This window comes from Emticicia aquatilis (genome assembly GCF_014644295.1).
Lineage (GTDB): Bacteria > Bacteroidota > Bacteroidia > Cytophagales > Spirosomataceae > Emticicia > Emticicia aquatilis.
Genome location: NZ_BMKK01000017.1, coordinates 1 through 22598 on the forward strand (window position 1 = coordinate 1; position 22598 = coordinate 22598).

The window sequence follows — 22598 nt, forward strand, 5'->3', positions numbered from 1 at the left end:
ATTTTAATTAAAAAGGACAACTCCATTTCGCCTTAATAGGGTTCAACCCTACTTCGCTCGGCACATGCCTTGTCTCTATGCGTGACAATATCTGATTTGTTTTTTTAATTATCAGACAATACATTTCCTTTTAAAGTTTATGCAGTACAAATACGTTGAACTAACCCTCAGATTTTTGACAAATCTACTGGCTTCAAATCATAAAATTGCTAAAAGCCTTGTAAATAGACTGTAAACGACTTGTAAAATGATTGTAAAAGCAATTATTTGTGACGTAGATTGTTTATTTTTGTTTTATGAAGTCAAAGATTCTACCCTTTTTCATCGTAAGCTGTTTGCTTTTCACGATAGTTTCGTTTGTGGCAGAGAAATCAGATAAGAGTGATTTTGAAGCGGCAAAGGAGGTAATCATCATGCGTGAAATTTCCAACCGAGTGTTACGTTATACGGGCGATACTACCTCAACGGTGTTGCCAATTAATCGTTTGGCCGATAATGAGTTCGAGATTCCGTTTGAAAGTGGATTTACGTTCAAGCCTGATTCGTTGGTGAGTATCATTGACAGAGTAATTTCGAGCAATGATTTACCACGTAATTATATTGTAAATGTTATCGAATGTAATACTTCAAAGGTGATTTTTGGTTATGCAATTTTGGGTGTAAATCAGAAAAATATTGTGCCTTGTTTAGGGCGTCAGCAACCCAGCAAACGTTATTGTATCAATATAAAATTTGAGGAATCAAACTGGTTTAGTAAACATTTATATCTGTTGGGGCTTGGTTTACTTGGTGTTGGACTTATTGCTTTTGTTGCTCAAAGATTCAGAAAAACAGAATCTTCAAGCAATGAAATCAACGAAGAATTACCAATAAGTAAAGCTGCTATACAAATTGGACGGTTTGAGTTTTTGCCCGAAGAGTTATTGTTGATTTTTGAATCGGAGAAAATCTCGCTTACCATCAAAGAGGCTAAATTATTAAGCATTTTTGCGAGCAATCTCAACCAAATCGTTGACCGCAACCGCCTACAAAAAGAGGTTTGGGAAGACGAAGGCGTAATTGTAGGCCGAAGTTTGGATATGTTTATCTCGAAACTTCGCAAAAAACTGGAGCAAGACCCTGCCGTAAAACTCACCAATATTCACGGAAAAGGCTACAAACTGGAGGTCTGACAGCTCGCCACGCTTATATTTTCGTTGGTTTGTGCGGCTTCTTTTCCCCATTCCGCAATGGCTTTCAGCAGCGGAATGAGGGTTTTCCCGAAGTCGGTTAACTCGTATTCAACTTTCAAAGGAGGTTTGGATGTATAAACCGTGCGGATAATCAGTCCATCTGCTTCTAACTCCTTGAGTTGCAAACTTAGCGTTCGTTCCGTAACCATCGGTAATTCTTTCCTTAATTCATTGTATCGCTTTCTTTGAAGCAAATGAATCAAAATAACCGACTTCCATTTTCCGCCTATATACTTCATCGTTAGGCTTGTACTACACGGATATTCTTTGTTGTCTATCAAATACATTTTATACTATACATTTTGACCGTTCTTGCAAAGTTAAACTACTATACTTAGTTTTGCAACTATAAAAATGATAGTTTAATTTAAACCAATAGAAAATGGATTTTTTAGCGTTGGCCGAAAGCCGCTACACTACTAAAAAGTATAATCCGAATGAAAAGATTTCGGAAGAGAAAATTAATCAACTCAGTGAGGTTTTGCGTTTAAGCCCTTCATCAATCAATAGCCAACCGTGGAAGTTTAGTATCATTTCTGACGAAAAACTCAAAAATGAGTTGGCCAGTGTTTCGTTTTTCAACGAACCAAAAATCAGAGATGCAAGCCACTTGGTAGTTTTTAGTGCGATTGATGATGTGGAGAAATTTGAGCAGCAAATCAAGCAAAATTTGCCTGAAGGAGCAGTCGGTTATTTCAATCAGTTTATAAAACCAAAACCCGAAGCCGAAATCAAGGCTTGGTTTGGGCATCAGGTGTATCTTTCGCTAGGTTTTTTCCTTTCGGCGTGTGCAGCCTTAGGCATTGATTCGACCCCAATGGAAGGAATCAAAACCGAAGAATATGACAAAATTTTGAATATTGAAGGTTACACAACGCTTTTTGCAGTAGCCATCGGATACAGAGCCGCCGAAGATGCCAACCAACCATCGGTGAAGCCAAAGACTCGCTTGGCTTTAGAAAATGTGGTAGAATTGGTGTAGTGAATAGATAAATTTAGGTTGTAACCCAATAAGATTTATGAAACAAAGATGGATTCTCTGTTTTAATTTTTTGAGGTTACAACTTATATTTTATAAAGAGTATAGTCATGATTCTGTACCCTCAATTACGGCCTTCAATTTAGTCAAATACTTCTGCATATCGGTTTTTGTAACCCAATTAATGATGAATGTTGGGAGAGTAAAACCTAAGCCATGTCGAACAATATTTTTATCAAATTCAATGCCGTATATCACCTTTGTTTCATTGAATGAAATAAACTCTACCCGTCTATCACTTTTCAAAAAGAATGGCGAGTCGGGTAAAGTCTGATAAATAACCTGTTTGTTTTCACTAAACTCTGTGCATTTTAACTGCAAAATATGATTGGGCACTCGCTTTGATAAAAAAGAGTTTTCGATTGCAAGAGCGTTGATTTGTGGCTTGCTACTCATTGTAGTGTTATTTATTTCTTTTCTCCAAAGTTTGTCGTTTTCAAGGTTAGAAATAAACTCAAATACACTTTTAATAGCTTTAGCGATAATTATCGAATTTGTTGCTTTAATAGTCATGTTATAGGCTTTTTGCCAAATAACGATGTTTAATAGTTGCTTAGTTTCAGTTTTATCTAAAACTCTATTTTGTAACTTAAATTCGGAATGGCTACTGATGTTAAGTCTTTATCGACCCTGCGTTGGATAAGGTTATAATGAAACCCATTGAAATCGGGTTGGTTTGTCATATTCAATACTTTTAGGGCTATTTCACGAGAACTTTTGTTTTTGTTGATTTTATAACTTGCCGTAAAATGCACATTTAATGATGGCTCTGATTGCATCTTGAAAGCATTGGTTTCATCAAAAATAACTTCTTGTGATGTGGTTGAGGCGGCAATATTGATTGGCGAGTAATGATTACCACCTTGATAAGTTATTCGAGTATTTAAACTCAAGGTGTTTTGTTTGCTTTGTCCGATTTGCCACTCTTTTCCAATTAAAAAATTGAATACGTAATTGCGGTTGAACCTCGTGTCACGCCATACATTATCGCCGCCTTTGTAAGTTGAGCTAAACAACGAGCCTGTTAGTAAATAATAATAACCTTTCGAGATATATTTTTCAACCGTAATGTCAATGCCGTAATTTTTACCTTTACCAGTATTTTCTAATTTATCGGCAAAAAACCAATCGTTTTGGAGATTAATGAACGAAAATGAACTATTGGCCACGACTGGAACAGAAAATAATTGTTGATAGTAAGGCTCGATTCTGAAATGGACTAAATCTGAAATGTTCCAGTCATAACTTAGTATGAAGTGATGTGCTTTCGTGAAGTCGAGGTTTTTGTTTACGGCGGTTTGCCCCGTTGCCAATGAATTATTGAAATAATAGTTTAGTCTTTCTAAGCGACTGTGTAGCCCATAGGCAAGTCCAATCGAATGATTTTGTTTTACTTGATAACGTAGCCCGAACCTCGGCTCAATGGTGTAATGCTTATTCAAAGTAAAAAACTGACCATTAATGCCGATATTCACCAATAATTTATCTGATAAACTAACCGATGAGTTGCTATAAGCTGATAGCAAAGAACTGAAACCACTTGAATTGATGATTTCTTTCTGAGGTAAATCGGCCGAAAATGATTTACTTAATAGCAAATCGTACATCATTCCTGTTAGCAGTATTCCAGTTTTATTGGTGTGTTTAGTACCGAAAGTCTTATTAATAAATGATGATACTACAAAGTTTGAATTTGCTACCGAAATCTTACTTTTTGGCAGTAGATTTAGTTGAGTATTAAGTTTTTCGGTAGTCCAATCTGTTCCGTTGGTGGTGGTGGCTAAGGTTGTTTTGATATACGCATTATTTCTCAAAAATAGTTTGTGGCTTACTCCTAAGGCACCCATATATTGCTGAATGTTGTCTTGCTCTCTATCGTTATAGTATTTCCATTGGGTGCTATCAGTTTTTGCTTTTGCCCCTGTTTTATCTGCCAGTCCGATTCCCCATATCGAAAATACACCCATTTTCGTGGTAGGAAAATTTAGTTTGAACGAAAGGTCTTGAAACTTTAAACCACCGACATTTTCGGGAAGTATTGGGCCTAACAAAGCCAAAGTTGAGTACCGATAATTGAATAGATAAGAAGCCTGAGAACCTTTTTTGAAAGGTCCTTCCGACGATGCGTCGATACCAATAAGCCCAGCTTGGAAAGTGTGTTCGCTTTTTTGATTATTGCCTTTTCTCATGGCAATATCAAATACACCCGATAGTGCATTGCTATATTCTGCGGGAAATGCTCCCGTAAAAAAATCGGAGTTGGCCAACATCTGGCTGCTGAGTGCCGTAAACGAGCCTCCGCCAAAACTCTTCAAATCGCCATAATGGTTAGGGTTTGGTATTTCTATACCCTCCATTTTCCATTGTAAAAATTTGGGAGCATTGCCTCTTACAATAATTCCATTGACGTCGGTATTGCCCGCAACGCCAGCAAATGAAGATGCTAAACGAGCGGGGTCGTCGAATCCTCCTGCATAGCGTTTGGCTTCTTCAACGCTCAACATTCTGGCACTGACGGTTGCCATTGTATTGAGCGGCTGCTCTTTGCTTACTCGTGGTCTGATTGTTACTTCATTGAGTGATGAGCTTTTTTCGGTTAATTGAATGTTTAAAAAAGTTTGTTTGGCCGAAATCACGAGTATTTCTCTGATAATCGTTGGCTCGAAGCCTACCGAAGTTACTTTCAGGTCGTATCGTCCGACGGGAACATTGGTGATGGTAAAATTACCGAGCGAATCGGTTGTAGTACCAAATAGGGGTTTTACCGAGAGATGTACTACTGAAGCAAATGGAACGGGTGCATTCGAGGCACTGTTGATGACCGTGCCGAAAATCCGTTGAGTAGGTTGTGCGAATAACTGCTTTGTAAATAAAAAGATAAAAATAATAATAGCTTTACGAGTCATAATTTTGAGTATTTTAGAAAGCACAAAAGTCTTTCTAAACCCAATTTTCTACAATACTGATTTATCATTATTTTTAATCTAACAATCCAAATTTTGAGGCAAACATAACTGCTTCCATTGAGTTATTGGCTCCGAGTTTTTCTAAAAACCTTTGACGGTGCGTATTGACGGTATGCACACTTATCGAGAGTTTATCTGAAATTTCTTTGCTCAAAAGGCCTTCTTTTACCAATTTTAAAATCTCTATTTCTCGTTTTGTAAGTTCCAAATCAGCTTTTTGAGATACTTCGAAAGGAATAAAACTGCCTGTTCGGAAGTTCAATAATTGGCTTTTAACGTGGTCGTTTTCTTCTTGATTGGGCGAAATATCAACAATACCCAGCAGTAACCAAACCTGACCTTTTTTATCCAATGCCAGTATTTGATGTTGCTCAATGAGTCGTATGTATTTCTGTTGAGCATTGAGCATTCGGTATTCGTTAATTAACTTATGATTAAGTTTTTCGTCGCTCGAAAATTGGTTGAACATTTTTAGAATCGAGATACCATTCAAAACCAACTTTGGTTTATCGTCTGGGTGAATTTTATCATCAAAAAACTGGAAACTTGTCTCAGCATAATCAGACGGAACATAACCAAGCAGTTTACCGTAGTTTGCCGAATAAAATGCCATTTCTTTTTTGTTGATATCGAAAACGCTGATACCCGAATTACCAATATCAGATAAGATTTGAAACGTGCTTATGTATTTGGGTATTGATGAATAATCTAAATCTTTTTCATCGTATTTATACTGCATCAAAAACTTGAAAAAAACTTCTTGTATGATATTATGCTCTGACATTTTAATTTAAAAATTGGCCTTTTATAATAACGTTTTTACAGCTTATAGTAATTGCATATTAGCAACAAAGATTCTGATTAATTAGCTACGTTTTTATGCGAATTGCTAATTTTGATATGCTCAAAATCTTCTTTCGTAGTAAAATAATCAAGCAATAAAATCAAGATTATCATGCTAAAATAGGTGATTTTCTGCATGATTGGCAAATAAACTAAGTTGCCAAAACCATAAAGGTATAAAGTAAAATAAAAATTCAGCATACTGATAACGCACAAGACTTTGAGGAAATAGAGTTTTGATTTTAGAACAAAAACTGTGATATAAAAAATACTTAGCAGAAACATTGTACTGGCTATCGTAATCATTATATCATGCAATGGTGTAACGACTAAAAACGTAAAAATCATTCCGCCCGCCCCTGCGTATTTTATAACATTGGCAGCACTTTTTTGCGGAATTTTCTCCGAAAATCTCATAAAAAACATCGCAAAACTCACCGCAAAAAAAATCATTCCTGCATCTGCCCAATATCTTGCTGGGTTGTCTGAGCCATTCAAGGCTTTTGCTCCGAAAAGATTACTGATAAAGTTTTTTGTTAGGTCGAAGCCAACAGCGTTGTTATCGAAGACCGAGCCTCCTGGGTAAACCATCATGGCGATAGATAGCAACAACAACGAAGCTGTTGTTCCAATCAGAACCGAGTGTTTTTTTAGCATTTACGTTTTATTTGGTGGTTTTATCGCTCACCGAATGGCATAAATGTATGGTTTTGAGGAATTTACGGCAAGAGCAGATACATAGACGGAATAAACATTTAGCCTAACGGATACAAAGTTGTAAATATGGTACACCTACAATTCTGAGAAAAATAGTGTACCATATTTGCTTAATATTATTTCGCCAAACCAGCTTCAGCAACCAACGTAAGCAAAGCCGCTTGAATGGCTTTATGACCTTCAAAGTCGTACCACCATTCGTTGAGCGAGTGAGCGTTGCCGCTTTTGCCACCTCGGCCAATCGTAACGGCTGGAATTCCTTTTGAAATCGGAATATTTGAATTGGTCGAACCACGAGTGATTTGTGGAGTTTCGCCAAAAAATGTTGAAACCGCCATTGTTTTTTGAATCAATGGAAGGGTTTCTGGTAATTCACCCGATGGACGGTCGCCAATTTTTACAATATCTACCGTTAGGGCTGGCCCCATACGTTTCATGGCGTTGTGTTCGTCGAGAGCTTTTTTTACCGAAGCCTTCAAAATAGCATCGACTTGATTGAGATTATCGGGAAACTCCGAACGCATATCAATTTCCATCCAAGATTCAAACGCAATCGAATTGACCGAAGTACCACCACCGATTCTGCCCACATTATAGCTGGTTCTGGCACCTGATTTGGTGTATTTATCGGCCGAAGTAGAAAAATAATGAATAGCCGAACCCAAAGCGTGCTGCGGATTAGCCAAACCAAACGCTCCCCACGAGTGTCCACCCGGCCCACGGAAAGTGATTCGGTAGCGATACGAACCAAGTCCCATTGTGTTTACTCGGCTAATTTCTCCGCCATCAACTGCAATCCAAGAATCTATTTTTCGGCCTTCGCCATTGAACAAATATTTTATACCACGTAAATCGCCCAGCCCTTCTTCACCGACAGTTCCGATAAACAAAACATCAGCTTGAGTTTCGATTTTTGCGGCCTCCATTGCTCGTAAAATAGAAGGAAGTAAAATCAAACCACGAGTATTATCGCCAATACCAGGAGCGTAGAGCGTATCGCCTTTGAATTTTACTTTTACATCAGTTTCGATGGGAAAAACGGTGTCGAGGTGAGCATCAAAACCCACGCAACGGTTGGAGTTTTTGCCTTTGCGTAGGGCTATTACATTGCCAACTTTATCAATCCAGACCGAATCGGCACCTGCTTCTTTGAGCATGGCCGCAAAACGAGCCGCTCTTTTTTCTTCCTTATATGGCGGAGCAGGAATTTCGTTGAGCATAATTAGGTCTTCTCGGTTTCGCTTATTTTCTGATAAAATGACTTGAAAAGCTGCTTGAATTTGCTTGTTTTGAGCCAATTGGGCAATTTCTTTCTGATACTCAGGAGCGATTTTGCCCGTTTTGCCCGCCTCATCTTCTTGCGAAAAGGCGTTCTCGAACGAGGCAAAGAATACACACAAAACAAGGCTTATACTTAAAGATATTCTCATAGATGTTTAGTTTATTGAAAGTGAACGCCAATTTAGTGATTTTTCAGCAAGTAGTTGTTAGGATTTTTAGTTTTTGGTGATGGGGTAAGAATAGGTGGATTCATAATGTTTATAAATTCCGTCTAACGAAGGGTTATACCTTTTTCGACATATTCGTTGGTTAATATTTTGTCAATTTCGCTTATTATTTTTTCTCCATTTTGATTATTAAGTATTGCAAGTCGATACTCATTATATAAATCTAAAATCTTGTGTTGAGTCTGCGTGTTGAGTAATCCCAAATCAAGCATCATTCCTTTATTAATGTCGTTGGGTTCAAATTTCTGCAAACCATTACCGTATTGTCGGCTATTATCTTCAAAAATTTGCTTGGCAGTATCTGTCAAAAGATAAGCAAAAAGTAAATCAATGCTAATTGCTGAAAACAAGTCTGTCTGTTTGGGGTAAATACAATGATAAGAAGTTAAATTAGAAATATTTGCTTCATTTCTTATGAATCGTAACCCAGTTCTATTAAATACTGAAACCCAAATTGGTGCTGGCTTTCTATTTTCTAAAGAATACCAAGGTGTTCTACTTGCTGTTAGAAATCGTTTATTTATTTCTTCTTTTTCTCCTTTTTGTATATAGGAAAGTATGCTTTTTTCTGTTGCGTTTCGAGCATTAAAAAGAAATACAGGTTTGTCATTATTCTTTAACGCTTCAAAATCTTGTGTTGTAAAAAAAGCTGTTTTTGCGTCTTTTGCACTACATATACAAGGCAATAAATATTGTTCGTCAATACCATACTCTTGGGCTTTTGATTTATTAAAAGTAAAATACTCATTTGAGCCTGTAGCAATTCCTCGAACTACTTTTGCATAAGTTGAAAAAGGTACAAGGTTTTTAAATTTAATGCTATTCTGCTTCTGATAATAGGCTTTCCATTTAACTTCTGGATTTAATTCCGAAAAATTATAGGTTTGGGCGGCATTCCGCTGTTCTGTGTCTGAAAAGTTAGGATAAGTTGTAATTAGAGCATCTATTTTACTCAAATCCTGTATTGATTGAATATTACTAAACTGAACTCTATCGGTTAGATTATCATTTGCACAAAGGATAATTGATGCAGTAGTTATGGCACCATCAAATACATTTTCTTCAAAGTCAATTACAATTATGTGTCTTAATGTTTTGCTTTTTACTAAATAGTTTTTTACTAATTTTCCGTAATCAGAGTTTAAAAATTCCGAAGGAATAATGTAAGCACAACGTCCATTTGGTTTTAATTGATGTATAGATTTTAAAAGAAATAAAGTGTAGAGATTAGTAAAACCATTTAATTTACACTTTAGGTTTGTTTCAATTTCTTTTAAAATGCTCTTGTTGTCATAATCGTGAAATTTAAAATATGGTGGATTACAAATAATTCCATCATACTTATTTTTCCAATCATTGTACATATAATCTTGTAAAAGAAGATTTACATTTTCATTATCTTCAAAATACAGTTTTGCATTTTCATAAATAGTAGTATCAATTTCAAAGCCTTTGATTTGAACATCTTCTTTATGGTTCAAAATTGCTCTTGAAAATACGCCTAATCCAAAAGCAGGTTCCAAAACAGAATGAAGTTTTTCATTTCCTAAAATCCATTTTGCCATTAAATCTGCAATAGAAAAAGGAGTGAAAAATTGGGCAAAACTTTTACGATGCTCAAATGAAATTGATTTTGAATAATCATTTTCAAGCGAATTGTTTAAAATATGTTGTTTGATAACTATCATCAGAAATCGTTTTGCGAATCGTCGCCCGTTTTAATTCCTAAAATAGTTTTTAAATTCTCTATATTAAGGTATGCAGTACCACCTTTGAAAGTTACATAAAAGAGTAATCTTCCTCTGTCCATTTCTTTTCTTACGCTTTCGTGTAAAGGCTCATCAACTCTTGAAGCAATAGGTATTCCAGACTTTGAATTGATTTTTATAGTTGTTTTATTTTGGTTTTTTGTGTCAGTCTCTACCGAAAATATTACTCCATCATTGTCAGAATCTGATATAATTGTCAGAATTTGTTCAAAGGAAATACCATAAACTTTGTCGAAGAATACTTGAAAGTAAAAATGAGGAACATTGAAGGTTTCAATCCATTTATAAACAACTTTTATATCTTCAACTTTTGGGGTAATTGAAAGATAATCTCTTTTTTGAATTTCTTTTATAGCTATTTTTAATTGTTTAAAAAGCTCTTTTACTTGAATTAATCTTTCGGAAGAACTCCAACTTGGTGTTCTAAAATCCGTAATATTAAGTGTTTTTGATGTAATTCCGTTTAATAAGTCAATATAACTCTGCCTTGCAGGATGTTGTAAAACGTCTAAAAATTCAGAAAGAATTTGGTCTTTTATTTGTAATGCAATTTGAGTAAACTTTTCAGTTCTTACTTGCATTGCTTCTTCGTAACGGTCTATTAAAAATGCACTTGACCTAACTTCAATACCCGCAACGGCTTTCTTAACATAATTTGTTATTTGATTGTGAGGAATTTGGCTAATATCAAAGCCTAAACTGCTGTCAAAATCTACTTTTTTGAAAATTAATAAGTCTGGTCGTTTACCTATGGTATCAAGTTCGGTTTGAAAGTCTTGATAAAAAGTATCAAAGCCATCTTCCCCTGCTACTAAATCATCAGATTTACCATATTTCACAGCTATAAAGTTATTTGAAGTTTCATTAATTGCTCGTGTAACAAGATTTTCAGCCCAATCGCCTTGTTCTTTATTTGTGATGAAATTGGAAGATGCTTGGGTAGGGGTTCTTGCTGGGTCTCTTGGTTGTTCAAAGTCCACCAATTCTACAGGAACACTTTTTGTTAATTCTCGAATTCTTTCGTAATAATTCATCTTCTTCAACTATGAAAGTTTATTCTGCAAAGTTAAACCTTTTTGGGCAGTTTTTGCACTTAGTTGAATGTTTGTATTGGTGTTTACAGCAAATTACGCTTAACGTTTGAAATATGCAAAAACCCAGTCTTACTTTTTACATCGTTGAAAAACAAAGCCAAAGTATAATTATATACTTTACTCCACCTGCAATTTCCAAAAATCCCAACCTCAAACCAAACAATCAAAACTATATTTATCTTACGGTAGAGATACCAAAATAAAGCGTGTTTTTGTAGGGTTTTTCGCCTAAAAATCATAAACTTTGTATAATAACCTATTAACCTTCTTCCCAATGATTGCGAGGTACTATACATTGTTTTTGTGTTTGTTGGCGATGTCTGTTTTTGCCCAAACACCAGTCATTTCGAGCGGACAAAGCTGGAAATACCTTGATAATGGCACCGACCAAGGCACAGTATGGCGAGGCGTAGGTTTCAATGATGCCTCGTGGGCTTCGGGGCCTTCACAACTCGGCTACGGTGATGGCGATGAAGCAACCGTTGTGGGCTACGGTGGTAATGCCAGCAATAAATATATCACTACCTATTTTCGGAAAACTGTTAGTATTTCATCGTTGTCTACAAGCTATCTTCTCCGCATCAAGCGAGACGATGGCGTGGCGGTTTATGTCAATGGAGTAGAGGTTTTTAGAGATAATTTGGCGGCCAGCCCCAACTACCAAACACTCGCAACCAACGCTACCGATGATGGCAATACGTGGCTCGAAACCAGCATTTCGGCCTCCAATTTTCAAGTAGGAAACAACGTAGTGGCCGTCGAGATTCATCAAACGGCCATCACCAGTTCAGATATTTCGTTCGATTGCGAATTACTTACTTCAAGCTATACCGTTAGTCGTGGGCCGTATTTGCAGATGGGAACTTCAAACAGTATGCAGATTCGCTGGCGAACCAACGTGGCTTCTACTACCAAAGTCAGCTATGGCACGAGTGCCGCCAATCTGGGCAGTAGCGTAAGCGATGCCACACTTACTACCGAGCATATTGTCAATCTGTCGGGACTTTCGCCCAATACGCAATATTATTACTCAATCGGCACCACAACTGAGGTGCTGCAAGGCACTGCTCAAAACTATTTCTTAACCGCCCCAGTGATTGGCACTGAAAAGAAAACCCGTGTGTGGGTAACGGGCGACTGCGGAACGGGAACTACCACCCAAACGGCTGTAAAAAACAAGTTTTTGGAGTATGTAGGCAACCAATACATTGATTTATGGCTACTTCTGGGCGATAACGCTTACAGTTCGGGACTGGATTCGGAATACCAAACGAATTTCTTTCAGCCCTACCAAAACGACCGAATCATGAAGCAAACGGTGCTTTTTCCGACTCCTGGCAACCATGATTATTATGCCACAGGAACTGCACAACAAGACCACATAACGCCTTATTACAGCAATTTTAGTTTGCCAAGTAATGCCGAAGTAGGAGGGGTGGCATCGAATCACAAAGAGTATTATTCATATAATTACGCCAATATTCATTTCGTAAGTTTGGATTCGTACGGCACCGAAACCGCCAATAATTATCGAATTTATGATGCTACAAGTCCACAAATTACGTGGTTGAAAGCCGATTTGGCCGCCAATACCCAAAAATGGACGATTTTGTACTGGCATCATCCACCATACACAATGGGCAGCCACAACTCCGATACCGAAAACGAACTGAAATTTATCCGCCAAAATGTAGTACCGATTTTGGAGCAGTACAAAGTAGATTTAGTGCTTTGCGGACATAGCCACAACTACGAACGTTCTCGTCTCATGAAAGGTCACACGGGGCTTGAACCGAGTTTCAATGCGAGTATTCATAACCCAACTTCGTCGAGTGGGAAATACGATGGTTCGCCCGATTCTTGTCCGTATATCAAAACTTCGAGCTTACCCAATACGGGTATTATGTATGTGGTGGCAGGTTCGGCTGGTTGGGCTACCAGTACACAGGCTACGTATCCGCACGATGCTATGTATTTTTCGCACACTGCCAATGGTGGCTCGTTGTATTTAGAAATCGAAGCAAACCGACTCGATGCTAAATGGATTGCCGATGATGAGGTAATCAGAGATAAGTTTACGATGATGAAAGACGTAAACCTCAAACAAACCATCACTCAGTCCACTAACTTATCTAATATTACGCTAAATGCCTCATGGATAGGTGATTACACTTGGCCAAATGGTGGTTTTACGAGTCGTAGTTTGGTGGTTTCGCCTATCAATAATACGCAGTATATCGTGAAAGATGGTGCTGAGTGCTTAGCCGATACTTTTTTGATTCAGATAACTACTCAAAATTGTCAACAAGCATGGAATTTGTCGAGTGCTATTACGGCCAACTCACTGCTCAAATACGAAGCTGGGCAGAGCATTTCGGCTAGTAATTTGATAAATGCAGGGGCTGATGTCCGCTATAAAGCGGCTAATAATGTGATGCTTTTACCTGGATTTCAGGCACAAAGTGGCGTGAAATTTAGTGCGAGCATCACAGGTTGTACAAACGCAAATGCCCGAACGAGTGTTGACAAACGAAGCCCATAGATTTGGCTGATTTATTGTGATTTTATGCTTCAAAATTGGGCTATTTCTTACAGCTATTGTAAATACAATAATTCCTTGTATATTGGACTAATTTTTAATTTTAATCAATTTTATAATGGCAAGGGGAAAAGTAAAATTTTACAATGCAGCAAAAGGTTTTGGATTTATCACTTCACATGACACAGGGGAAGAAATTTTTGTACATGTGACAGGCTTAAAAGAGGATATCAGTGAAAATGATGAGGTAGAATATGATGTTACACAAGGCAGAAAAGGGCCTAACGCTGTAAATGTAAGACAAGCCTAAATTTCTCAGCCAAACCGCATCGCCATCATGGTTTTGCGGTTTGGTGAGCTTCCGTGCTAATTGCCTCTGCAAGTACACCAATGTTTATGTCTTTCAAAGCTTTGAATTTTATACAATACCCACTAATGCTTGCCTTTCCCAGCCTTTGCCCGTAAGTTTGGGCTAAGTATTTTTTATCTTCGATACCAAGAATATAAACAGAAATGCCAGTTGTGTTGGCACTCATTCCAATCTTAAACCACTCATTTGTTTTCCCATTTGCATATTTGATGGTGTGAACTCCGTACCCAATAGTTGGATTGGTAACAGTTTTGTTATCGCCGTTTTTACCATCAAAAAACCAAAGTTTACAGTCGGGTAAAGCTTGCAACATAAGCTGATGTAATGCCTGCATATCACGCTGCTTTGGCTCGGTTTGGCTATCAATATAGCCCACGATTTGTTCTTGAATTTCCATGTGTCAGTCTAATTCTTCGCAGTAAAAACTATGGATAGTTAGCAATTTCTGAATTTCATGCACGATATTCTCTTCGCTCTCAATTCGCAAGATTTTGTCACAATCTTCAAGGTCAAAATTCCATTTGGCTTTTGGCAAAATATTGTCGATTTGTGGCTTAAATGCTTTTATCTGTTTCTTAGTTTTTACCGATGTTTTGAAAACAAAAATCATTGTGCCGATGAAGCTGCTAATAGACTTTCCAAGTTTTGTAAAGATGCCGTAAAGCCAAGTCGGAAGCCTTCGAGGATGCTTTCCATACGCTCAAACGATTCATTAAAAACTGTAATGCTAACTTTGGTAATGCCGTTTTCTTCGCTGAAATTATAATCCCAGTCAGAGCCAAACTGTTCTGGGTTTTCGTTTTCGTCGGCAAATACATTGTACATCTTAAAATTGGTCTTCGGAGTAATTGATGTGTATTTCTGAATCGCCCAACGTGCTTGCCCTTCTGGACTTATCATGGCATAAAATCTTTGACCACCCACCTCAAAATTCATGTATTTTGTTTTTGATACAAATGGTGCAGGAGCTACCCATTGGTCGAGTAATTCTTGTTTCGTAAACGCATCCCACACTAACGGTAGTTCGGCAGCAAACTCACGAGTGATGAATACCGTTTTGGCTGTTTTGTCAACAGTAAAATCAAAAAATAAGTCATTTTTCATTCTTTTGTGTTTTAATTGTTAATAGTAAATCATCGAGTTGATTGAATCGAGTTTCCCAAATCTTGCGGTATTGCTCCAGCCACTGGTCTATTTCTTTCATTTTTTCGATTTCGAGCGTATAATAAATTTCTCGGCCATGATGCTCTTGTTTGACAAGCTCACATTCGGTGAGAATACGTAAATGTTTCGACACCGCTTGGCGTGTCGTGTTGAAGTTTTCGGCAATGGCGTTGGGTGTCATTGACTGTAAGGCAATCAAGGCAATGATGCCTCGTCTGGTTGGGTCTGCAATTGCTTGAAAAATATCTCTTCTCATGTGTTTTATCGTTTACGAAACTAATTGGTTGCGAATTTATGTGCAACTTTTCGGTTTCGCAAATTTATTTTGATTTTTTTCTGATTATTGGAGTTTGAGAGATAGAAGGGGCAAGGTATTACCCCTTCGAGGCTTAGTAGGATGGAAGTATATTTTTATTCGACGTGTTTTTTCAAAATTCCTTTTTTAACACTTTCGTTGATTAGGTTTTCGGCATAGTTCCAGATAGTAGCCGAACCATTTTTGATTGCCTTTTTTTTGTCATAAACTTTCTGATACGGCACATTAAATTCAGTCCAAGTGCCACCATTATTTGAGGTATTTTGGAGTAAAGGCTCAAAACGGTCCATTGATTTTGCGAATTTTGCTTCGTCGGTCAGCCCTTCTTCAAATTCTTGCCAGATTGAAATAAACTCTTCGGCTTGTTCGGTCGGCAAAAGCCCAAAAATTCGTTTGGCAGCCATTAATTCTTCGTCGGTGTTAGTGTGGTTTTTCTGAGTGTCATACATAAAAGTATCGCCTGCATCAATTTCTACGATGTCGTGAATCAAAACCATTTTTAACACTTTCAGCACATCAATTGGCTTGTCAGAATGTTCGGCCAATACAATGGTCATCATTGCCAAGTGCCAACTATGTTCGGCATCGTTTTCGTGTCTATCGCTATTAAAAAGCTTGGTTTTACGTTGAATGTACTTCAGTTTATCAATTTCTTTGATGAAAGCTACTTGTTTTAATAAATTGTCGGTTTGCATTTTTTATATTGAGGCGTTTTTGTTGGTGCCAGATTAAGAAACTCAAAGGTAGTATAAAAGCTTAGTTTGGCTAAATATTTTCAGCGATGAATGGAGTGTTTTCGTAAAGTACCTAACACAAAAATAACTATAAACTTAGATTAAAGAAGGCATTAATCTTAAATTAGTGCAGTAATATTTCTCATTCTATCGGGCGAATTACCAAACCATTTTTTGAAGGAACGAATAAAAACAGCAGGCTCGGAATAGCCCAAAATATAGGTAATATCTGTAATCGAAAATCGCTTGTGTAGAATTAGATTGGAGGAAATTTCTTTTCTTAATTCTTCAATAATAAACCTAAAAGATTGGTTTTCAGACGATAGTCGTCTTTGGAATGTTCGTGGGGTTAAATAAAACGCATCGGCCACCGTTTCCAAATTGGGGAGTTCGGGTTTGGCTAAATGCAAGGCCATCAACTTGGTTTTTGTGCAGAATGTTTCGTCTTCTTTATACGATTCCATGAGCTTCATGAAGGCAGGTACTAAAAATTCTAACTGCTGTTTGGTTCTATCTTGCAAGGCCGCTTTCAAGATATTGGGAGTAAAACTGAGTGAGTAAAATTCTCCAAATTGCCAGTCCGGTGGGTAGTCGGCTGTAACATTGGGCGAAGTTTTTATGATTTTTAAGTCAATATCAGCCATCAAAGTCAATTCACGACTGATGATAGTCATGATTGATTCTAAGACAATAGTGTTTTCTTTAACAAATTGATTATCAGCCAAAATTAGGATTTTAGCATCAGTTTGCGATATATATACTGTTAATTGGAGGAACGGAAAAGCAATCGTGGCAAAGTTCTTCAAATAGTGAAAAGCCTCGGTAATCGAACTTGACTGTAAAGAAATTTGGTATATCAGTCCCAATGCCTGCAAATTAAAGAAATTACCTATTCGTATGCCTAAGCCGTCTTCCGATAATGATTTTTGGATAAGGCTCACGATTTTATAAAAATCTTCGACTTTAACTGTGGCATTATCGCTATGCCAATTCTTTGGTAGATTAGGTATCTCGTCGTCAATTAGTTTTTTATCTATTCCTCTTGTCTGTGCGTACTCAATTAGGTTTAGCACAAATGATGCGTTCATTTTCATTTTGTCGTTTTTTGTCAATTCGCTCTTTTTTCACAAATGTACCTTTGCTGTGTCATTTAGTAGTTGATATTATATGACAAATAAGCCATTTGAATGATTTTCTAAACAATTGTATCGTTATGTCAAATTTAAAAAAAGTATTGCTCATTAATGCTACCAGTTCGGGTGCAACAGGTATTTTGTTAGTTATTTTCAACCAATATTTGGCTGATTTATTCGGCACGCCTCATGCTTGGGCAGTATCAGAAGTAGGTATTTTCTTGATATTTTTTGCAGGCTTAGTTTTCATAACAAGCCTTCAAGAGCCGATTAAAATACTATTTGTAAAGCTGATTGTTTCATTGGATTGCCTTTGGGTTGCTGCCAGTTTACTGATTGTGTCTTTGGGGTTATTTAAATTATCTACTATTGGCTATGCTCTTATAACTGCTGTTGGGTTGTGGGTAGCTCTGATGGCCTTCTTGCAATATAAATCTTTAAAATTAACCACAAGCCCCCAATGAAAAAGCTATTACTCTATATGACCGTGCAATTATTCTTCTTGAATAGCAGCACGGCACAAAATGAACCGAATGAGGTGCTGGTGACTACTTTTCTTGCAGCCGTAAAAAATCATGATGCTGAAACATTCAGAAAAGTTTTGGACGAAAACATTGAGTGGATACAACCAGGAAATAACCTTACATCAGGCACCAAAAAGGGTTTGGTAGAAGTGCTGGCAATGTCAAAAGCCATCAACGTAGCTACTTCAAAGACCTTTCAATTAGTCGATTTTAAAATTATAGCCACTGGCACAAACGAAGTGCTTTGTCAACTACATTTCAAAGCTGCCAGACAAGCTGGGGCAGTATTAGATGTTATCAATTATGATGTATATAGCATCGAAAATGGTAAGATAATTACGGCCAAGATTTATTCTGCGGATATTAAGCAGGAAGATTATTTTTATGGGAAATGATAAACAAAGCAGAACGTTTGAGTATCAATTTGTGACTCAAGCGTTCTGTTATAAATTTTAACTTGATTTAATTTAGTGGTTTATTTTTGTAAAAACGGATGTTGGAAGGTCTGACAATATCACTATGGATTTGAATGCACCCTAAAAGAGATATAAATGCTGTTTAATAGCACTATTGATATGATTTTAGGGGGGCATTACTCTGTTTTTTTGTTAGTCATTTCCTTAAATTTGTCGATGTCCAAGTATATTATTCCCCAAATATGACCATCTAAGTCTTCAAGATTTCTTACCTGCATAAACCCTTCGTCAATCATGGGTGTTGGTTCTGTGCCTCCAGCTTTCAAACCATTTTCAATAATTTCATTAACCTTGTCAAGGCTTTCTACAGGAAGTGTAAAGGTTGCAATTGTATTTTTTTTCGGGTCAGTAAGATTTTTTTTATTTCCTGATTCAGCCATTTTCAGCGTTTGCAGCATCACATATATTTGCTCACTCCAAACCATACATTTTTGGTCATCAAATGTAAATAAAGGATTGACTTTAAAGCCTAATTGTGTGTAAAAGGCCATTGATGCTTCCACATCTTTTACTGGTAAATTGATGAAAATTTGTTTCATTGTCTATTTTGTTTAAATATTCCTCAAAATAAACTTTCTTTTGAATTATTTAAGGGTGGGCAATCCGACAATTTTAAGGCGTATTTACGGCAAAGTATTCTTCAGCTCAAGTAGGTTAGTTATTTCTCCATTTTAAAATGACCGCTAACTCTCAAATTTGCGAAGGTTTTCGGGGCTGCCCGTGCGGTAGTATTTTTTCCATTGTTAAAACTCACTAAGCCTACTCCTGAAAATTATCATAGTAAGTAAAGTCCTTAGTGATTTTGCCATTTTCTATCGTGAAAATCGTACAAATGGGTAGCACAAACTTTGAGCCATCGGCTGCCGTTCCTGTCGAGATAAATTCAACTGTAATGTGTTTTTCACCAGAAGGATAAATTGCCACTACTTCATCATGTAGATTTGGGAAAATCTTGTTTAGTTCAGCATATTTTGTGCTGGTTTGTTGGTGCGTTTGCTTCACAATTTCTGTTCCGAACGATGGGTCTTTAAAATCAGCAGTATCGGCATACATTTCAGCCATTTTCGTCCATTCATGAGTATTAAAATATTCATAGTATTGTTTAATGAGAGCCTCGTTAGGGTTTTGTGTTGTGGCTGGCTTTTCGGTTGTAGTTTCTTTTTTTGTGCAAGAAATAATAAAACTGAATAGCAGGAGGGTGAGGATTAGCCTTTTCATGTCTTGAGATTTACGGGTTAAAAGTTCTAAGTTGCGTACTAAACCAAAATTGCCAAAATACTCCGAAAATTCAAAGTATTTTGGCAATAAAACACTAATCTATACGATACCCTCTATACGGCTGTTGCGTATTCGTAAAGTGGTATATCAAGCTTTTGGGCAATCTTGTAAATTTTATCGATGGCCGTTTCTATTTGCTCGTAGTTGTGCGTTGCCATCAACGAAAGTCGTATCAGACTATCTTCTGCCCTCACCGCAGGCGTAACTACTGGATTCACAAAAACTTGTTCTTCCATCAGCATTTTGGTCATCAGATAGGTCTTATTATCGTCACGGATATAGATTGGAATAATCGGCGATTGTGTTTCGCCAATATCAAAACCTAAATATTGCAAATAGTCCACCGCAAAGCGAGTGTTATCCCACAAGGCATCTATCCTCCACGATTCGTTTTGCATCACATCTAAGGCTGCCGAAGCACTGGCAATAGAAGCAGGGGTAGCACTGGCACTAAAAATAAGCGAACGAGCAGTATGCTTGATGTGGTCAATCACTTTGGCATCGGCTGCCACAAAACCACCCAACGAAGCCAATGACTTGCTGAATGTTCCTACGATTAAGTCGGTCTCGCTGGTCAAACCAAAATGATTGGCTGTTCCTCGGCCTTGTTCGCCCAAAACGCCCAGTCCGTGAGCATCGTCAATCATAATCATTGCCTGATACTTGTGGCATAAATCAATCATTGCGGGTAGTTTCACAATATCACCTTCCATACTAAACACGCCATCAACAATCACGAGTTTGATGGGCTCTTCGGGAAGCGATGAAAGGATGCGTTCGAGACTTTCGAGATTATTATGCTTGAACTTCAGTACCTTTGAAAACGAAAGCCGTGTACCTTCATAGATAGAAGCGTGGTCGGCTTCATCAATGATGATGTAGTCGTGTCGGCCAGTTATCGACGACACAACACCCAGATTTGCTTGAAAACCTGTACTAAAAATCAGTGCTGATTCTTTGCCCAGAAATCTTGCCAGTTTTTCTTCCAGCTCGACGTGGATGTCGAGCGTGCCATTCAGAAACCTTGAACCCGCACACCCTGTGCCATATTTGTCGATGGCAGCCTTGGCGGCGTCTTGAACGTACGGGTGGTTGGTTAAGCCCAAGTAGCTATTTGAGCCAAACATTAAAACATCTTTGCCGTTGATTCTCACGGCAGTGTCTTGGTCAGATGTAATTGGGCGAAAATAGGGGTAAATACCCGCATTTTTCATGCCCGTAATACGAGCGTTTAACTGCAATCGTTGTGTTGCATGTTGGTTTTTCATTGATTTTTGGAATTTTGGGATGGGACATCAAAATTGAGGTTAGGATGGGGGCCTTTCCTCAAAAAATTATAAGTTTGTTCGTATCTGAAAGAAATACTTTTTTGCTAAAAAATAGCGAAAAGTGGATTTTATGAATACAAATCAGACTTAAAAGTATAAAAAAAGCCCTCACAAGAATTTGTAAAGGCTTTTTGGGTTACGTAGTAAAGGTTTTTATATCGTCTTTGAAAACAATTTCTGTGTCGAGTTGGTCTGTGCTAAATGCTCATCGAATGCCATGCAAATATTCCTAATAAAGGCTTTTCCTGCTGGCAGAACTTTTAGCCCAAACTCATTGTAGATGATGAGTTCATCATCAGCAAAATCTTCCAGCTTTTCGAGCAGTGTTTCTTTCTCTGCTGCCGTCCAATCTGAAATTTTCCATGAAGTTACTAAATTACAAATAATATTCAAAATTTGTTCACGAATAAATAAATCTTTTTTGCTGAGAATGTGTCCTTTCAACACAGGGAGTTCTCCACCGTTTACTTTTTCGATATAAGGCTCAATTTCTTTGATATTTTGTGCAAAAGCCGTCCAGCTATCGCTTATTGACGATGCCCCAAGTCCCAACAAAACTTTCGATTGGGTGGTGGTATAACCCATGAAGTTGCGGTGAAGTGTGCCATTTTCTTGGGCTTTATATAAACTATCGTGCGGAAGCGAAAAATGGTCCATGCCAATTTCTGCGTAATTATTTGCCTCAAAAATTGCTCGCCCACGCTCATATAAAGCTCGTTTTTCTTCGCCACTTGGCAAATTACTTTCATCAAATCCACGTTGTCCGTTACCCTTAATCCACGGCACGTGTGCGTACGAGTAAAACGCAATGCGGTCGGGTTTTAGCGTGAGGGTTTTCTGAATCGTATCTTCGATGGAAGAAAGTTGCTGAAACGGCAAACCAAAAACCAAATCGTGACTGATGGACGTATAGCCTATCGCACGGGCGAGTTCAGTCACTTTTTTGACATTCTCGAAAGGCTGAATGCGGTGAATGGCCAACTGAACTTTTGGGTCATAATCTTGCACACCAAAACTTACTCTTCGGAAACCTAAATCATAGAGCGTTTGGAGATGTTCGGCACTTGTATTGTTGGGGTGTCCTTCAAAACTAAATTCGTGTTCGGGGCTTACTGTGGCATCTTTCAAAATGCCTTCGATAAGCATTCGGAGAGTTTCTGGAGCAAAAAAACTGGGAGTTCCACCTCCCAAATGTATTTCGGCAATCTGCGGTTTTTCGGGAAAAATAGCCAAATACAAGGCCCATTCTTTCAAAACTGCTTGAATATAAGGCTCTTCTACCGCATGATTTTTGGTGATTCGCTTGTGGCAAGCACAAAACGTACACAGACTTTCGCAATACGGTAAATGAATATAGAGGCTTATGCCCGAAGTTGTATTAGTTGCGGAAAAGGTTTCAACCAAACGATTCTGCCATTTATGAGCATCGAAAGTTTCGTTTTGCCAATGTGGTACAGTCGGGTAACTGGTGTATCTGGGGCCAGCTACATCATATTTTTTTATAAGCGAAGAATCTGCCATGCGTTTACTTAATTTTCACGCAAAAATAGAAGTTATGTTTCTGGAAA

At 37.6% G+C, this 22598-nt stretch carries 25 protein-coding genes; 6 read left to right on the top strand and 19 right to left on the bottom strand.

All coding sequences use genetic code 11. The features are described from left to right. The first annotated feature begins 296 nt into the window (after positions 1–296). Positions 297–1172, top strand: coding sequence for a winged helix-turn-helix domain-containing protein (locus tag IEX65_RS25800; protein WP_188770894.1), 876 nt, complete (start codon positions 297–299; stop codon positions 1170–1172). On the opposite strand, the gene IEX65_RS25805 is transcribed toward IEX65_RS25800, so the two are convergent. Then, positions 1154–1519, bottom strand: a complete 366-nt coding sequence (locus IEX65_RS25805) for a winged helix-turn-helix transcriptional regulator (protein WP_188770895.1) — start codon at positions 1517–1519, stop codon at positions 1154–1156. The two genes, IEX65_RS25800 and IEX65_RS25805, sit on opposite strands and share 19 nt — an antisense overlap. 95 nt (positions 1520–1614) lie before the next feature. On the opposite strand from IEX65_RS25805, the gene IEX65_RS25810 reads away from it, so the two are divergent. Next, the gene (locus IEX65_RS25810) at positions 1615–2214 is read left to right on the top strand and encodes an NAD(P)H-dependent oxidoreductase (RefSeq protein WP_188770897.1); all 600 of its coding nucleotides are present in this window, start codon (positions 1615–1617) and stop codon (positions 2212–2214) included. Between the two features lie 105 nt (positions 2215–2319). Here the strand turns inward: IEX65_RS25810 and IEX65_RS25815 are convergent, their stop codons facing one another. The 8 genes from IEX65_RS25815 to IEX65_RS25850 all read right to left on the bottom strand — a co-directional run bounded on the left by IEX65_RS25815 (position 2320) and on the right by IEX65_RS25850 (position 11464). Then, positions 2320–2784, bottom strand: a complete 465-nt coding sequence (locus IEX65_RS25815; protein WP_188770899.1) for a hypothetical protein — start codon at positions 2782–2784, stop codon at positions 2320–2322. A gap of 56 nt (positions 2785–2840) precedes the next feature. Further along, positions 2841–5177, bottom strand: a complete 2337-nt coding sequence (locus tag IEX65_RS25820) for a TonB-dependent receptor (protein ID WP_188770901.1) — start codon at positions 5175–5177, stop codon at positions 2841–2843. A 73-nt stretch (positions 5178–5250) separates the two neighbouring features. Continuing rightward, a complete protein-coding gene (locus tag IEX65_RS25825; RefSeq protein WP_188770903.1) occupies positions 5251–6021 on the bottom strand; it encodes a LuxR C-terminal-related transcriptional regulator in 771 nt (256 codons plus the stop codon). A 77-nt stretch (positions 6022–6098) separates the two neighbouring features. Next, positions 6099–6737 carry a hypothetical protein gene (locus IEX65_RS25830; protein ID WP_188770905.1) on the bottom strand — a complete coding sequence of 213 codons (639 nt, stop codon included), beginning with the start codon at positions 6735–6737 and terminating at the stop codon, positions 6099–6101. A 176-nt stretch (positions 6738–6913) separates the two neighbouring features. Continuing rightward, on the bottom strand, positions 6914–8227 hold the full coding sequence (locus IEX65_RS25835) for a M20/M25/M40 family metallo-hydrolase (RefSeq protein WP_188770906.1): 1314 nt from the start codon (positions 8225–8227) through the stop codon (positions 6914–6916). Between the two features lie 122 nt (positions 8228–8349). Further along, positions 8350–9993, bottom strand: coding sequence for an HsdM family class I SAM-dependent methyltransferase (locus IEX65_RS25840; RefSeq protein ID WP_188770908.1), 1644 nt, complete (start codon positions 9991–9993; stop codon positions 8350–8352). Further along, on the bottom strand, positions 9993–11108 hold the full coding sequence (locus tag IEX65_RS25845) for an AccI family restriction endonuclease (RefSeq protein WP_188770910.1): 1116 nt from the start codon (positions 11106–11108) through the stop codon (positions 9993–9995). The genes IEX65_RS25840 and IEX65_RS25845 overlap by 1 nt, the downstream gene beginning before the upstream one ends. 83 nt (positions 11109–11191) lie before the next feature. After that, entirely contained in the window at positions 11192–11464 is a 273-nt protein-coding gene (locus IEX65_RS25850; RefSeq protein ID WP_188770912.1) for a hypothetical protein, read from the bottom strand. Between IEX65_RS25850 and IEX65_RS25855 the strand changes: the two genes are divergently transcribed. Continuing rightward, positions 11443–13710: a purple acid phosphatase family protein gene (locus tag IEX65_RS25855; protein WP_188770914.1), complete on the top strand. Its 2268-nt coding sequence runs from the start codon at positions 11443–11445 to the stop codon at positions 13708–13710. The two genes, IEX65_RS25850 and IEX65_RS25855, sit on opposite strands and share 22 nt — an antisense overlap. 115 nt (positions 13711–13825) lie before the next feature. Then, positions 13826–14017, top strand: coding sequence for a cold-shock protein (locus tag IEX65_RS25860; RefSeq protein ID WP_188770915.1), 192 nt, complete (start codon positions 13826–13828; stop codon positions 14015–14017). 25 nt (positions 14018–14042) lie between these two features. On the opposite strand, the gene IEX65_RS25865 is transcribed toward IEX65_RS25860, so the two are convergent. The 6 genes from IEX65_RS25865 to IEX65_RS25890 all read right to left on the bottom strand — a co-directional run bounded on the left by IEX65_RS25865 (position 14043) and on the right by IEX65_RS25890 (position 17379). Next, entirely contained in the window at positions 14043–14474 is a 432-nt protein-coding gene (locus tag IEX65_RS25865) for a DUF1801 domain-containing protein (protein WP_188770917.1), read from the bottom strand. 3 nt (positions 14475–14477) lie between these two features. Further along, on the bottom strand, positions 14478–14687 hold the full coding sequence (locus IEX65_RS25870; RefSeq protein WP_188770919.1) for a hypothetical protein: 210 nt from the start codon (positions 14685–14687) through the stop codon (positions 14478–14480). Continuing rightward, positions 14684–15181 (bottom strand): SRPBCC family protein, encoded by a 498-nt coding sequence (locus IEX65_RS25875; RefSeq protein ID WP_188770922.1) that lies wholly within the window; start codon positions 15179–15181, stop codon positions 14684–14686. Before IEX65_RS25875 ends, IEX65_RS25870 begins: the two co-directional genes overlap by 4 nt. After that, complete coding sequence (locus IEX65_RS25880) at positions 15171–15497, bottom strand: ArsR/SmtB family transcription factor (RefSeq protein WP_188770924.1); 327 nt, start codon at positions 15495–15497, stop codon at positions 15171–15173. The genes IEX65_RS25875 and IEX65_RS25880 overlap by 11 nt, the downstream gene beginning before the upstream one ends. Positions 15498–15652: 155 nt before the next feature. Further along, the gene (locus IEX65_RS25885; protein ID WP_188770926.1) at positions 15653–16252 is read right to left on the bottom strand and encodes an HD domain-containing protein; all 600 of its coding nucleotides are present in this window, start codon (positions 16250–16252) and stop codon (positions 15653–15655) included. A gap of 158 nt (positions 16253–16410) precedes the next feature. Continuing rightward, positions 16411–17379, bottom strand: coding sequence for a helix-turn-helix transcriptional regulator (locus IEX65_RS25890; protein WP_188770928.1), 969 nt, complete (start codon positions 17377–17379; stop codon positions 16411–16413). A 125-nt stretch (positions 17380–17504) separates the two neighbouring features. Between IEX65_RS25890 and IEX65_RS25895 the strand changes: the two genes are divergently transcribed. Next, entirely contained in the window at positions 17505–17888 is a 384-nt protein-coding gene (locus tag IEX65_RS25895) for a hypothetical protein (RefSeq protein WP_188770931.1), read from the top strand. Further along, positions 17885–18343, top strand: a complete 459-nt coding sequence (locus tag IEX65_RS25900) for a nuclear transport factor 2 family protein (RefSeq protein ID WP_188770933.1) — start codon at positions 17885–17887, stop codon at positions 18341–18343. The genes IEX65_RS25895 and IEX65_RS25900 overlap by 4 nt, the downstream gene beginning before the upstream one ends. 197 nt (positions 18344–18540) lie before the next feature. Here the strand turns inward: IEX65_RS25900 and IEX65_RS25905 are convergent, their stop codons facing one another. From IEX65_RS25905 to hemN, 4 genes are all read right to left on the bottom strand, one after another. Next, positions 18541–18963, bottom strand: coding sequence for a VOC family protein (locus tag IEX65_RS25905; protein WP_188770935.1), 423 nt, complete (start codon positions 18961–18963; stop codon positions 18541–18543). A 220-nt stretch (positions 18964–19183) separates the two neighbouring features. Beyond that, positions 19184–19642, bottom strand: a complete 459-nt coding sequence (locus IEX65_RS25910; protein ID WP_188770938.1) for a nuclear transport factor 2 family protein — start codon at positions 19640–19642, stop codon at positions 19184–19186. A 113-nt stretch (positions 19643–19755) separates the two neighbouring features. Next, on the bottom strand, positions 19756–20970 hold the full coding sequence (gene spt, locus IEX65_RS25915; protein WP_188770940.1) for a serine palmitoyltransferase: 1215 nt from the start codon (positions 20968–20970) through the stop codon (positions 19756–19758). A 213-nt stretch (positions 20971–21183) separates the two neighbouring features. Further along, positions 21184–22551 carry an oxygen-independent coproporphyrinogen III oxidase gene (gene hemN / locus IEX65_RS25920; protein ID WP_188770942.1) on the bottom strand — a complete coding sequence of 456 codons (1368 nt, stop codon included), beginning with the start codon at positions 22549–22551 and terminating at the stop codon, positions 21184–21186. Positions 22552–22598 lie beyond the last annotated feature (47 nt).

Bases quoted from the DNA above. Each gene is read 5' to 3' on its own strand.
- spt (WP_188770940.1), bottom strand. From the start codon at position 20,970: ATGAAAAACCAACATGCAACACAACGATTGCAGTTAAACGCTCGTATT.
- IEX65_RS25820 (WP_188770901.1), bottom strand. From the start codon at position 5,177: ATGACTCGTAAAGCTATTATTATTTTTATCTTTTTATTTACAAAGCAG.
- IEX65_RS25815 (WP_188770899.1), bottom strand. From the start codon at position 2,784: ATGACTATTAAAGCAACAAATTCGATAATTATCGCTAAAGCTATTAAA.
- IEX65_RS25825 (WP_188770903.1), bottom strand. From the start codon at position 6,021: ATGTCAGAGCATAATATCATACAAGAAGTTTTTTTCAAGTTTTTGATG.
- IEX65_RS25895 (WP_188770931.1), top strand. From the start codon at position 17,505: ATGTCAAATTTAAAAAAAGTATTGCTCATTAATGCTACCAGTTCGGGT.
- IEX65_RS25830 (WP_188770905.1), bottom strand. From the start codon at position 6,737: ATGCTAAAAAAACACTCGGTTCTGATTGGAACAACAGCTTCGTTGTTG.
- IEX65_RS25880 (WP_188770924.1), bottom strand. From the start codon at position 15,497: ATGAGAAGAGATATTTTTCAAGCAATTGCAGACCCAACCAGACGAGGC.
- IEX65_RS25835 (WP_188770906.1), bottom strand. From the start codon at position 8,227: ATGAGAATATCTTTAAGTATAAGCCTTGTTTTGTGTGTATTCTTTGCC.
- IEX65_RS25890 (WP_188770928.1), bottom strand. From the start codon at position 17,379: ATGAACGCATCATTTGTGCTAAACCTAATTGAGTACGCACAGACAAGA.
- IEX65_RS25910 (WP_188770938.1), bottom strand. From the start codon at position 19,642: ATGAAAAGGCTAATCCTCACCCTCCTGCTATTCAGTTTTATTATTTCT.
- IEX65_RS25900 (WP_188770933.1), top strand. From the start codon at position 17,885: ATGAAAAAGCTATTACTCTATATGACCGTGCAATTATTCTTCTTGAAT.
- hemN (WP_188770942.1), bottom strand. From the start codon at position 22,551: ATGGCAGATTCTTCGCTTATAAAAAAATATGATGTAGCTGGCCCCAGA.
- IEX65_RS25810 (WP_188770897.1), top strand. From the start codon at position 1,615: ATGGATTTTTTAGCGTTGGCCGAAAGCCGCTACACTACTAAAAAGTAT.
- IEX65_RS25855 (WP_188770914.1), top strand. From the start codon at position 11,443: ATGATTGCGAGGTACTATACATTGTTTTTGTGTTTGTTGGCGATGTCT.
- IEX65_RS25870 (WP_188770919.1), bottom strand. From the start codon at position 14,687: ATGATTTTTGTTTTCAAAACATCGGTAAAAACTAAGAAACAGATAAAA.
- IEX65_RS25800 (WP_188770894.1), top strand. From the start codon at position 297: ATGAAGTCAAAGATTCTACCCTTTTTCATCGTAAGCTGTTTGCTTTTC.
- IEX65_RS25840 (WP_188770908.1), bottom strand. From the start codon at position 9,993: ATGATAGTTATCAAACAACATATTTTAAACAATTCGCTTGAAAATGAT.
- IEX65_RS25875 (WP_188770922.1), bottom strand. From the start codon at position 15,181: ATGAAAAATGACTTATTTTTTGATTTTACTGTTGACAAAACAGCCAAA.
- IEX65_RS25865 (WP_188770917.1), bottom strand. From the start codon at position 14,474: ATGGAAATTCAAGAACAAATCGTGGGCTATATTGATAGCCAAACCGAG.
- IEX65_RS25850 (WP_188770912.1), bottom strand. From the start codon at position 11,464: ATGTATAGTACCTCGCAATCATTGGGAAGAAGGTTAATAGGTTATTAT.
- IEX65_RS25905 (WP_188770935.1), bottom strand. From the start codon at position 18,963: ATGAAACAAATTTTCATCAATTTACCAGTAAAAGATGTGGAAGCATCA.
- IEX65_RS25885 (WP_188770926.1), bottom strand. From the start codon at position 16,252: ATGCAAACCGACAATTTATTAAAACAAGTAGCTTTCATCAAAGAAATT.
- IEX65_RS25860 (WP_188770915.1), top strand. From the start codon at position 13,826: ATGGCAAGGGGAAAAGTAAAATTTTACAATGCAGCAAAAGGTTTTGGA.
- IEX65_RS25845 (WP_188770910.1), bottom strand. From the start codon at position 11,108: ATGAATTATTACGAAAGAATTCGAGAATTAACAAAAAGTGTTCCTGTA.
- IEX65_RS25805 (WP_188770895.1), bottom strand. From the start codon at position 1,519: ATGTATTTGATAGACAACAAAGAATATCCGTGTAGTACAAGCCTAACG.